Raw genomic sequence first — 11,312 nt, 5'->3', positions numbered from 1 at the left:
TACGAAAGCTTATGTATTTAGGTACTTTTTTCATTGAAATATTTGATAATTCTTAGATGCGTAAAAAATATTAATGTTACAAATTTACGGAAAAATGAACTTGGGAAGAAATTTAATCTAATTCCAGCTTTTTAAAAAATATGAGCTACTCAGAAAAACTTTGCATAAAACTATAATTATTTTTTAGCTTAAACTTAATACATTAAAATATTATTGTTGGCATTACAAATTTTCTCATTATTTTTGAATTCTAAATTTAGACTATGCTCTATGCTGCCATCGACATTGGGTCGAATGCCGTCCGTTTGTTATTTGCCAATGTTTTTGAAAAGCAAGGAGTTACACGTATAGAAAAAGCCAGTCTGATTCGTATCCCACTACAATTGGGAAAGGATGTTTTCAAAACAAATAAAATCAGTTCTTCACGAGCAAAAAATTTCATCAATACAATGAAAGCCTTCAAACTTTTAATTGATGTTTATAAACCTGTTGATTACATTGCCTGTGCAACTGCCGCCATGCGCGAAGCAGAAAATAAAGATAATATTTTGCGTAAAATAAAAACAGAAACAGGCTTAAATGTTCACTTGATTAATGGAGCCCTGGAGGCGAAAATTATCCGGTCGGCAAATATAAAAGCCTTTTCAAATACAAAAGCATTAACTTTATTAATAGATGTTGGCGGAGGAAGTACAGAGCTTAGCTTGGAAAAAGGGAATACTTTAATAGATAGTAAATCATTTAAGTTAGGAACTATCCGTTTACTAAACGAACAATACGATAAAAATATTTGGGATAGAATTTATAAATGGCTCGATAAGTATAAAGCTGATTTTGGACAAATTAACTGTCTTGGGACAGGTGGTAATATCAATAAATACACCAAACTTTTTGGCGATAACGAAACAAAAACTTTGAATTATACTGCACTAAAAAAAGGATATAAAGAATTCAAGAATATTAGTTCAAAAGAGCGAGCAAAAAAATATGGTTTTCGTCCCGACAGAGCCGATGTAATAGTTCCTGCAGGAAAAATTTATATCGAAATCATGAAACACATTCAAGCTTCCTCTATATTTGTTCCCCGAGTCGGACTTGTTGACGGTCTGGTTTTAGGCTTGTATGAAAAATCTATTATTAAATCAAAGAAAATAAATAAATCTAAAACATAAAATTATGATATCAATTAAAACTTATATCGAAGAAAACAAAGATCGTTTTTTAGATGAACTCTTCGGGCTGATCCGTATTCCTTCCATCAGTTCTATTTCTGCAAATAAACCCGATATGTATAAGGCCGCCGAATATTGGAAAAAAACACTTTTAGAAGCCGGTGTTGATCGTGCTGAAGTGTATGAAACCGAAGGAAATCCGGTTACTTATGCTGAGAAAATTATTGATCCAGCATTACCCACCGTATTGGTTTATGCACATATGGATGTAATGCCCGTTGATCCTTTGGAGTTATGGGACAGCTCTCCCTTTGAACCGGAAATTCGTGAAGGAAAAATCTGGGCTCGTGGTGCTGACGATGATAAAGGACAGAGTTTTATGCATGCCAAAGCATTTGAATATCTGGTTAAAAACGACCTTTTAAAAGTAAATGTTAAGTTTATGATTGAAGGTGAAGAAGAAATTGGATCGCCAAACTTACCAAAATGGTGTGCCGACAATAAAGCTATGCTCAAAGCCGATGTTATTTTGGTTTCGGATACAGGAATGATTGCTCCCGATATTCCAAGTATTACCACCGGTTTACGCGGACTTTCGTATTGGGATGTTGAAGTTACCGGCCCCAATCGGGATTTACATAGTGGATTATTTGGTGCTGCTGTTGCCAATCCTATAAATGTACTTTCTAAAATGATTGCTTCTATGTTAGATGAAAACAATAGGATTACTATTCCGGGTTTTTATGATGATGTTATGGAAGTGTCAACCGAAGAACGTGAACTTTTGGCTAAAGCTCCTTTTAATGTGGAAGAATATAAAAAAGCTATTGATGTTGTTGAACTTGCCGGAGAAAAAGGATATACACCAAGTGAGAATACCGGAATTCGCCCAAGTTTTGATATCTGTGGTATTTGGGGTGGATATACCGGAGAAGGTGCTAAAACCGTTCTCCCTTCAAAAGCATATGCCAAGGTAAGTACTCGTTTGGTACCTAATCAGGATAATGTAAAAATTTCAAAATTATTTAAAGAGCATTTTGAAAGTATTGCACCAAAAAGTGTAAAAGTAAAAGTAACACCTTTGCATGGCGGACAAGGCTATGTTTGTCCTATTGATTTACCGGCTTATAAGGCTGTGGAAAAAGCATTAATTGATGTTTATGGAAAACGCCCTGTTCCTGTTCGTAGTGGCGGAAGTATTCCTATTATCTCTTCTTTCGAAGAAATTTTAGGTATTAAATCCGTATTGATGGGCTTCGGCTTAGAGTCAGATGCTATTCACTCGCCTAACGAGAATTTCCCATTAGAACAATTTTATAACGGTATTGAATCTATCGTTGGATTCTATAAGTATTTTGCTGAAATGAATAAATAGGACTTATCAAATTAAGTAAAGGAAGTCTTTCTTTGTCGGTTGATGAGGAAAGGCTTTTTTTATTTTACTCTAAATATATTTAGCTTAATTTTGAGAAGTCAAAATATCAAAAATGAATAGATACGAAAGACATATTCCTTTATATAGTAAAGAAGAATTTATACGGATTAGAAAAGCAAAAATTGCTGTTGCCGGAAGCGGAGGTTTAGGAAGTACAGTCCTTCAGCTATTAGCACGAATAGGATTTGGTACGATTCATTTTTGGGATGATGCTGTTTTGGATGCCCCCGATTTAAACCGACAAATATTATATAAAACAACAGATATTGGAAAGACTAAAACAACAGCAGCCCTTGCCGAATTGAAAGAAATAAATCCGGAAATAAAATATTTTGCACATCAAGAAAAATTAAATGCTCTAACAAAAATACCTGATGTAGATTTAGTAATTGATTGCCTTGATACTTTTAGCTCTCGTTTAATATTAGATCAGTTGTTTTTTGCAAATAATATTCCAATAATTCACGGAAGTGTATTTAAACATATGGGACAAGTAACAACACTTTTTCCGACTAAGACGGAGAACTATCAATATACATTTGGTATTGATAATAAAAGCGAAGAACAGCAAGAAAAAACTGTTTTTCCGCCTATTGTTACTACTATTGCTTCTTTACAAGTTTCAGAAGCAGTAAAATGTATTAACAAAAATTTTAATCAAATGCTATTAAATAAGCTCTTGATTATTAACTTAAAGGAAAATAAGTTTGAGACTATTCCACTTATATAAACTCTGATAGTATATAAGGGTATTTGGAAAATTTACAGATCGGCTTCTTTTATAAAAGCATCGGAGGCAGCCTTAATATCTTTTCCTATTCTTTGATGAAAAAGAGTAAAAGCTTGTATAAGTTTTTTTCCTTTCTCCGTTAGTATAGTTTGACCGCCTTCTTTTCCCCCTCGGGTTTTTTCCAATAGTTTAAACCCAAGAGCGGTTTCAATTTTTTTTAAATCGCCCCAGGTTTTACGATATGTAATTCCCAATGCTTCTGTAGCTGCCATCAACGATCCTGTTTCTTCTATTTTTTGCAAAATAAGCCATTTACCATCACCCATTATGCCTTTTCCTTCTTTATCCGAAAGCCAAAACTTATAGTTAAGATTAAATGATTCGTATGCTAATTCATGTTTTGGATCCATAATTTTTCATTTCTTCGCCAGTATATTATTAAATTGTCTGATTTGCGGATTGATTTTATTCATATCGCAAAGCATCAATGGGGTCAAGCTTTGCAGCTTTATTTGCGGGGATAAATCCGGAAACTATAGCTACTATAAAACAAAGAACAACGCCTAATATTATCCAAGCCCAAGGAATTAAAAACGAGCTGCCAATGATATAAGAAACTCCATTTCCAACGGCAATACCTAAAATAATACCAACCAAGCCTCCAATCTGCGAGATTACTACCGACTCTATCAGGAATTGCATTTTAATCATTTTTCGTGTTGCACCCAAAGCCTTTCTTATTCCTATTTCTTTGGTGCGTTCCGTTACCGAAACTAACATAATATTCATTAGTCCTATTGCTGCACCCATTAATGTTATCAGTCCAATAAAAATAGCAACACTGGTAATCATTTTTAAATTATCAATAAGCATTTCTGCCAGATTATTACTTTGTTCTATTACAAAACTATCATCATCGCCCAATTTATTTTTCCTGATAATACGCATTAATCCGGTAGCTTCGCCAATGGCATTGTCCATTTGTAGTGGATTATCGACTAAAATATTAATTCTAAAATTTTGATTTGGTACAGGGAAATAAGTTCTGACATTTTGTATGGGTAACCAAACCGATCTGTCGCCGCTAAATCCAAAACTGCTTCCTTTTTCTTTTAAAACGCCTATCACTCGATATTTTCCGGAGCTTACAGAAATAATTTTCCCTATTGGATCTTCATTATTTTTAAAAATAGTCTTCACAATTTCGCTGCCAATAATAGCAACTTGAGTTCCGTAGTAAACATCAGTAGCAGTAAAATTTCTTCCAAATTCTATTTCATCTCCTGAAGTAACGGCATAGTCCTCATCCACTCCCATTACCCTAACATTAGGATTTGTTTTTTCTGATTTGTACTTTACGGTAACAATACCCGATCCGTAAGTGAAAACGGAAGCTGTTGCATCAAAAGTAAATTGATCTTTAAAGGCTTTTGCTTCATTCCAGCTTATAATACGGTAACGGTCGCCTCTATGGCGTTTCCCTCCAATTTGCACATTCATGCCTCTATTTTTTAGAGTAAAGGTGTTAGCCCCCATGGATGTGAATTCTTCGGTTAGAAAAAACTTTATAGCATCTATAGAAGTTAAAATACCCACCAGAGCCATAATCCCGAAAGCAATTATCATTACGGTTAATACTGTCCTAAGTAAATGAGATCGAATAGATTCTAATGAGATTCTAACGTTTTCTTTTATCTGCTTATTCATGGTTTTATTTGTCTTCCTTTTTGCCGTAGGCTAAGTCGCCTGCATCACCTAATCCGGGAACAATGTACGCTTGAGCGGTTAACTCATCATCGATAGCTCCAACCCAAATACTTACATCTTTTTTGGAGAAATTTTTCTTTACATATTCCACTCCTTCGGCACTTGCAATAACAGCGGCTAAATAAGTGTGTTTTGGTTTTTCTTCTTCAGTTAATGCTTCATAGGTGAGTTTCATAGAAGCACCTGTAGCTAACATAGGATCCGAAAGAATAAGAATTTTATCTTTCAAATCGGGCTTAGCCATATATTCTAATTTAATTTTAAACGAACCGTCTTTATTATGTTTTCTATATGCAGAAATAAAAGCACTTTCTGCCTTATCAAATATATTAAGCATTCCTTGATGAAAAGGAACTCCGGCACGCAGTATGGTGGCTAAAACAATATTAGATTGCAAAACAGGTACTTGAGCAATGCCTAAAGGAGTTTGCACATTATCTATCTTATATTTAAGGTCTTTACTTATTTCGTATGCCATTAAAGAGCCAATACGTTCTAAATTTCTACGAAACCGTAACATATCACTTTGAACATGAACATCACGAATTTCGGCAATATATTGATTGAAAATAGAATTAGCTTCTCCTAAATTATGTACCATTTTTCCGTCTTTTTTTTACAAATTTATAGTCTGTTAAATCAAACAAAGATAGTCAATTTGTGATAATTAGATGCCGCTTGTTTTAAAAGGTTACGCGTCTTTTCAAATAGAAACATAAGTGTCTGATAACTATATTAAGAGTGCTGTCTAAATCTTAAATAGATATTAAAAAAAGCTTTTAAATAGAATGATGTTCTAAGCCAACTGATTTGAGTATATGTTATAGACTGTGCTCCAAATCCTAAATAAAATCGAGCTAAGGATTTATTATTAGAACCTTCAAAATCAAATACTAATTCTTTGGCTGAATTAGCTTCTATATACGAATCTAGAAGATATGGTAATGCGGCATTTTGTCGGGCATCATTGTTGGAGCCGGAAAAAAGAAAAGTTACTCGTTTATGACTTTTAATAAAAATAGCTGCGGCGCATAAATTATTTTCTGCCGAATAAGCTCCCCAAACATCAGCCTGATTAAGTTGTAAAGCTTTATATGTTAGCCTGATTAATCGACTATAATCTTCCTGACTATATACGCCTAATAGCTTTCCTTTATTTGCTTTAAAGAGTTTTATTACGGCATCGGGTTTTAGGTTTTCAAAAATGGTAAGTTTTGCTTTGGATGCCTTTTTTAAATTACGTTTTAAGTTAGTTGAATATTTTTTTTGAATAATGCTGAAATCATCCAATAAATCCATTTCAATATTTTGCCTCGCCTCGGATTTTATATTAAAACTTTTTAACTTATTATGTTGATTTAAGTTTAGATTAACATATTGAAAATGAGAAGGTATTTCTTTTAAAAACCTTTCCAACAAACTAGTACTTAAAGGCACTTTAGAAAATAATCCCAGTTGTTGAGTAAAAATAGGTTGGTATACATAATCCACTCCAAATTTTCGTCTGAAAGGCAAAGGAAAAACGGCTTGATAATTATCAAGAATTAAAGCGTCCCAATTATCGGCTACAATATCTAAATACCAAGAATAGGCATAAATACGTCCGTTAACACTTGACGAAATACATTCGTCCCACTGACGTTTATTAATTTCTTTATGAGAAAAATATTTTATCACAAGGCGTGTATTTTACTAAGTAAATAGGTATATACTTCGCGCCATCCTTTCCACCTGTCTTGATCACTTAACGATTCGTTATGCCACAGACTGATAAATGTTCCATTAACGGCTTTTACCTCATGAATCAGCGATTGTATTATGGCTTTTGCCTCTTCAATACCAACATTTTTATAGTCACGAAGTGTTCCATCCATTACGGCAAAAGGAAAAATGCGTAATTTTGTTTCCGTTTCGTAGTCCAAATCGTAAAAGAAGAACGGAGTACATATTCCGGCTCTAAAACCTGGTTCGGCGGCATATCCCATAGTATAGTCTTCCATTAAATCCAAGGCAAGTAAATTCCTGTATGTCTCGGGCAAATGAAGCTTTAAATAATGCTGCCTACTCTTTGTAATTTCAACTTTTATAACCTTTTCCAGATTTTGACTTTCGCATTTAATTAAATCGGGATTTTCATTTGAAGCATACGACAAATGTGTTCCTATTTTTGCTCTGTCGGCTAACGATTTTATTAGTGCTTTGAAGGTATTATTATCGGGCGAGATATTTTTATCGAAAGGACCAAGTAAGGAAAACAATATAAAGTAAATAGGTTTTAATTTATATTGCTTTTGCAAAGCGAATTGATACTCAAAAGTGTCAAAAGGGTCTTGCTCTTTTCTAAAAAGAACACGAAAGCGTTGAGCCATTTTATGAATATCAAAATGCGATAAATCTCTTAAAAATCCTCCAATATTACGAGTTAAACCTTTTTGATAATAAGACCAAGCCTGATCGATATCGTAAGTTGGAATAAATTCAAATTGCTGAAAATTGGTTTCAAATTCAGGATAATACTCTTGTATAATTTCTGCAATTTCGTGAGCCCAAATATTTATAATTGGCTTGTGAAGAAAACCGTGATTATAAGCAAAGCTTTCGTGTGCCGTATATCTGCCATACGGGTCTTTTCTGTAAGGCATATACTCTTCGTAGCGACTTACAAAATAAAATGAAGCAGCAAATATATCGAAAGGAAGTAAGCTGTTTTTGTGATATATAGGAAAAGGAACCTGAAAATTTTTGTGTTCTACGGTATTTAATTCTAATGAGTTTAAACCACTCTCAAACAAAATTTCTGCCGATCCGAAAAATAAAGGATGATTTTTATAATCATTCCCATAAATAAACTTAGGACCTTCAAATAATTGAAAAGCCTCAAAATCAGAAGAAAGCAAATACGGAACACGAATAATGTCTTTAAAAAAAAGCTTAAAAATATAATTCAGCCGTTTTGTGATGCGTGGCGTATAGATAAACAGCATAGCATTTTATTTCGACCCAAAAATACGGCAAGCACCTGAGACTACAAAATATAATATGCTAATACAATAATTGGATGGTGGGCTTAAGCTAGGCTAGTGAGAGTGTTATAAAGAAGAAAAAAACAATCGACCTATATATGAAATTTTGTAAAGGTCTGAAATTATATCTCTGAGAGACTACCCAAGGAAAAATGCTTTATCTTCTTAAAAGATATATTTCTTATTTTTGCCAAAAAACCAAACACAATGAAGAAACAAACCTTAATTACCATTAGCCTACTATTTATTTTATTTATCGCGCAAGCGCAAGATCGAATTACCGGAAATCAATTTGCAACACGCTCCGAAGTGATTGCACAACACGGAATGGCAGCAACCAGTCAACCATTAGCTACACAGGTAGCTTTAGATATCTTAAAATCGGGAGGGAATGCCATGGATGCGGCTATTGCTGCCAATGCTGTTTTAGGCTTGGTTGAACCAACTGGTAACGGTATGGGAGGCGATTTATTCGCAATTATTTGGGATGCAAAGACCAAGAAACTTTATGGCTTAAACGCCAGTGGTCGTTCACCTTATGATTTAACTTTGGATTATTTCTTAAAGAATAACTATAAAAAAATCCCTTCTCACGGCCCTTTACCTGTATCTATTCCGGGAGCTGTTGATGGTTGGTTCGAAATAAACAAAAAGTTCGGAAGCATGAAGATGAAAGATATTCTTCAGCCTGCTATTAACTATGCCAAAAATGGATTTCCTGTAACCGAATTGATCGCTTATTATTGGAATGGCGGCTCACGAGCTTTACAAAAATACCCCGGTTTTAAAGAAACATTTATGCCCAATGGAAAAGCTCCTGCCAAAGGCGAAATTTTCAAAAATCCTCGATTAGCCAAAACCTTTGAAACCATTGCTAAAGGTGGACGTGATGCCTTTTATAAAGGAGAAATAGCTCAGAAAATTGTTGACTATGTTCGTGCTCAAGGCGGCTTTTTGAGCATGCGCGATTTTGAAGATCATCATTCTGATTGGGTTGAACCCATTTCCGTGAATTATCGTGGTTACGATGTTTGGGAATTGCCTCCAAACGGACAAGGAACAGCTGCGCTTCAGATGTTAAATATCCTTGAGAACTATGATATTGCTTCTATGGGTTTTGGCTCTGATGAATATATGCATCTTTTTATCGAAGCGAAGAAATTAGCTTTTGAAGATCGCGCAAAATACTACTCTGATATGGATTTCAATAAACTACCCATAAAAGAGCTTATTTCTAAAAAATATGCCAAAAAGCGCGCAGCATTAATAAAAGACAGGTCAGCACGTTCTTACCCTGCAGGAGAGTTGGAAATGGGAAATACCATTTATTTAACTGTGGCAGATGCCGAAGGAAATATGGTTTCTTTAATACAGAGTAATTATCGCGGATTAGGCTCGGGAATGACTCCCGGCGATTTAGGCTTTATTTTACAAGATCGTGGAGAATTATTTAGTTTAGATAAAAACCACATGAATGTTTTCGAACCTCATAAACGCCCTTTTCACACCATTATTCCGGCATTTATTACTAAAGACGGAAAACCTTTTGTTAGTTTCGGCTTGATGGGAGGTGCTATGCAACCACAAGGTCATGCTCAAATAGTAATTAATCTCATTGATTTTAAAATGAATCTGCAAGAAGCAGGCGATGCTCCTCGTATTCGTCACGATGGTTCTTCTCAACCAACCGGCGAAATAATGACCGATGGCGGAATCGTAAATTTAGAATCGGGCTTTAGCTTTGAAACTATAAATGCTCTTATGAGTCGTGGTCACAAAATACAATTTTCTAAAGGAGGGTATGGTGGATATCAAGCCATTATGTGGGATGCGAAAAATAAGACTTATTTTGGCGCTTCGGAATCTCGTAAAGACGGGCAAGCGGCTGGGTATTAGATTTATACCTTATTATAATAGTTTGTATAGTTTTTGTTTCTCGCAAAGCCGCTAAGTCGCAAAGGCAGGGCAAACTCACACTTTTATTTAGATGTGTATTTTGCCACAAATGCACGAATTTATTCTCTTTATCAATAGTATTATTGAAAAAATAGCACTAATTCCTAAAAACCCTTTGGGTTTTTTATTCGTCGAATCCTAATTTTGTTTTAAAAAAAATTATATTCGTGCATTAGTGGCTTTATAAATAAGCATGCGTTTACCCTGTGTCGCAAAGAGCTGATTATCAGTGCGGCAATCATTTATTGTATATTTTGCAAGTAAAAACACTAATGTTTATTGGGTGCGAAACTTGAGTTAATAATTATGTCTGTATATATTACGTGTAAATTTAAGGATAAAAGTTTTCTTAAATTTCTTGTCTCTCAAAAGAAAAGTTTATGGAAAGAATAAAGCACCTTTCTTTGTTATTGTTTTGCATTCCGAGGGGGAAGAAATAACTATAAAATCTCTCACGAGTGTGCGAGTTTTAGTATTTTTGAATTCTATCACAGCTGTGATAGAATTCAAAAATTTAAATGAATTAACAACATATAAAAGATTTTTCCAAGACGTTATTGATACTATCAATAATGCAAAGTATGAAGCCTTTAAATCCGTAAATAAGTTTCATATCGGACAGAATTTTGAAATTGGGGAGCTGATTGTTCAAAATCAAGAAAAGAATAACTGGGAAAATCTATTGTTGATACATTATCAAAAGATATCAATCAAGTAATTGATGGAGTAAAAGGATATTCTCCTCAGAATTTATGACGTATGCGTCAATTTTATCTTGAATATAAAGACCAACCAGAATTGTTAAACCTTACTCTAAAAATCCCTTGGGGACAAAACCTTTTAGTACTTCATAAAATTAAAGACAAATCAGAAAAAGAATATTATTTAACGGCAATAGATAAATTAGCTTGGAGCAGAGCAGTATTATTAAATCAAATAAAAGCAGAAGCATACAATAGATATCATATAGCCAAACCGTTACCGCCAAAAACAATCCCAAATCAAAATGACAGTATAAATTAAAAGTGTGTTTTTTATGCGATTGTGAATAATATTTTAAATATATGTTGCAACATATAATGTTTTAACGTACGTTTGCACTTTAATAATTTAAATAAAAAAAATGAAAACATTAAAATTTACATTAATAGGACTTTTTGCATTAAGCCTCGTTGCTTGTAACAGCTCAAATGAAAAAACAAAGGATAACAGCTCAGCTAAAAAAACAG

At 33.9% G+C, this 11,312-nt stretch carries 10 protein-coding genes; 5 read left to right on the top strand and 5 right to left on the bottom strand.

Annotated elements, in window-relative coordinates:
• Positions 1–263 precede the first annotated feature (263 nt).
• The 3 genes from J7K39_02955 (at position 264) to J7K39_02945 (ending at position 3,337) form a co-directional block, all read left to right on the top strand.
• A complete protein-coding gene (locus J7K39_02955; GenBank protein ID MCD6178841.1) occupies positions 264–1,172 on the top strand; it encodes a Ppx/GppA family phosphatase in 909 nt (302 codons plus the stop codon).
• A 4-nt stretch (positions 1,173–1,176) separates the two neighbouring features.
• A complete protein-coding gene (locus J7K39_02950; GenBank protein MCD6178840.1) occupies positions 1,177–2,547 on the top strand; it encodes a dipeptidase in 1,371 nt (456 codons plus the stop codon).
• 112 nt (positions 2,548–2,659) lie between these two features.
• Entirely contained in the window at positions 2,660–3,337 is a 678-nt protein-coding gene (locus tag J7K39_02945) for a HesA/MoeB/ThiF family protein (GenBank protein ID MCD6178839.1), read from the top strand.
• A gap of 32 nt (positions 3,338–3,369) precedes the next feature.
• Here J7K39_02945 and J7K39_02940 read toward each other — a convergent pair whose 3' ends face one another.
• The 5 genes from J7K39_02940 to J7K39_02920 all read right to left on the bottom strand — a co-directional run bounded on the left by J7K39_02940 (position 3,370) and on the right by J7K39_02920 (position 8,088).
• Positions 3,370–3,747 (bottom strand): LysR family transcriptional regulator, encoded by a 378-nt coding sequence (locus tag J7K39_02940; protein MCD6178838.1) that lies wholly within the window; start codon positions 3,745–3,747, stop codon positions 3,370–3,372.
• 55 nt (positions 3,748–3,802) lie between these two features.
• Entirely contained in the window at positions 3,803–5,044 is a 1,242-nt protein-coding gene (locus J7K39_02935; GenBank protein MCD6178837.1) for an ABC transporter permease, read from the bottom strand.
• Between the two features lie 4 nt (positions 5,045–5,048).
• On the bottom strand, positions 5,049–5,705 hold the full coding sequence (upp, locus tag J7K39_02930; GenBank protein ID MCD6178836.1) for a uracil phosphoribosyltransferase: 657 nt from the start codon (positions 5,703–5,705) through the stop codon (positions 5,049–5,051).
• Positions 5,706–5,839: 134 nt separating this feature from the next.
• Positions 5,840–6,781 (bottom strand): hypothetical protein, encoded by a 942-nt coding sequence (locus tag J7K39_02925; GenBank protein MCD6178835.1) that lies wholly within the window; start codon positions 6,779–6,781, stop codon positions 5,840–5,842.
• Positions 6,778–8,088, bottom strand: coding sequence for a polysaccharide deacetylase family protein (locus J7K39_02920; GenBank protein MCD6178834.1), 1,311 nt, complete (start codon positions 8,086–8,088; stop codon positions 6,778–6,780). Before J7K39_02920 ends, J7K39_02925 begins: the two co-directional genes overlap by 4 nt.
• 246 nt (positions 8,089–8,334) lie before the next feature.
• Here J7K39_02920 and ggt point away from each other — a divergent pair, with 246 nt between their 5' ends.
• Positions 8,335–10,023: a gamma-glutamyltransferase gene (gene ggt, locus J7K39_02915; GenBank protein ID MCD6178833.1), complete on the top strand. Its 1,689-nt coding sequence runs from the start codon at positions 8,335–8,337 to the stop codon at positions 10,021–10,023.
• A gap of 819 nt (positions 10,024–10,842) precedes the next feature.
• Entirely contained in the window at positions 10,843–11,106 is a 264-nt protein-coding gene (locus J7K39_02910; protein MCD6178832.1) for a hypothetical protein, read from the top strand.
• The last annotated feature ends 206 nt before the right edge of the window (positions 11,107–11,312 follow it).

The sequence above is a fragment of the Bacteroidales bacterium genome (genome assembly GCA_021157585.1).
GTDB lineage: Bacteria > Bacteroidota > Bacteroidia > Bacteroidales > UBA12170 > UBA12170.
Note: the sequence above shows the minus strand (reverse complement) of the source record. Positions and strands in the feature narration are given on the sequence as shown.

What these genes read in the sequence shown, in the direction of transcription:
- J7K39_02955 (MCD6178841.1), top strand. Translation starts at nt 264, where the DNA reads ATGCTCTATGCTGCCATCGACATTGGGTCGAATGCCGTCCGTTTGTTA.
- ggt (MCD6178833.1), top strand. Translation starts at nt 8,335, where the DNA reads ATGAAGAAACAAACCTTAATTACCATTAGCCTACTATTTATTTTATTT.
- J7K39_02950 (MCD6178840.1), top strand. Translation starts at nt 1,177, where the DNA reads ATGATATCAATTAAAACTTATATCGAAGAAAACAAAGATCGTTTTTTA.
- J7K39_02920 (MCD6178834.1), bottom strand. Translation starts at nt 8,088, where the DNA reads ATGCTGTTTATCTATACGCCACGCATCACAAAACGGCTGAATTATATT.
- J7K39_02910 (MCD6178832.1), top strand. Translation starts at nt 10,843, where the DNA reads ATGCGTCAATTTTATCTTGAATATAAAGACCAACCAGAATTGTTAAAC.
- J7K39_02935 (MCD6178837.1), bottom strand. Translation starts at nt 5,044, where the DNA reads ATGAATAAGCAGATAAAAGAAAACGTTAGAATCTCATTAGAATCTATT.
- upp (MCD6178836.1), bottom strand. Translation starts at nt 5,705, where the DNA reads ATGGTACATAATTTAGGAGAAGCTAATTCTATTTTCAATCAATATATT.
- J7K39_02945 (MCD6178839.1), top strand. Translation starts at nt 2,660, where the DNA reads ATGAATAGATACGAAAGACATATTCCTTTATATAGTAAAGAAGAATTT.
- J7K39_02940 (MCD6178838.1), bottom strand. Translation starts at nt 3,747, where the DNA reads ATGGATCCAAAACATGAATTAGCATACGAATCATTTAATCTTAACTAT.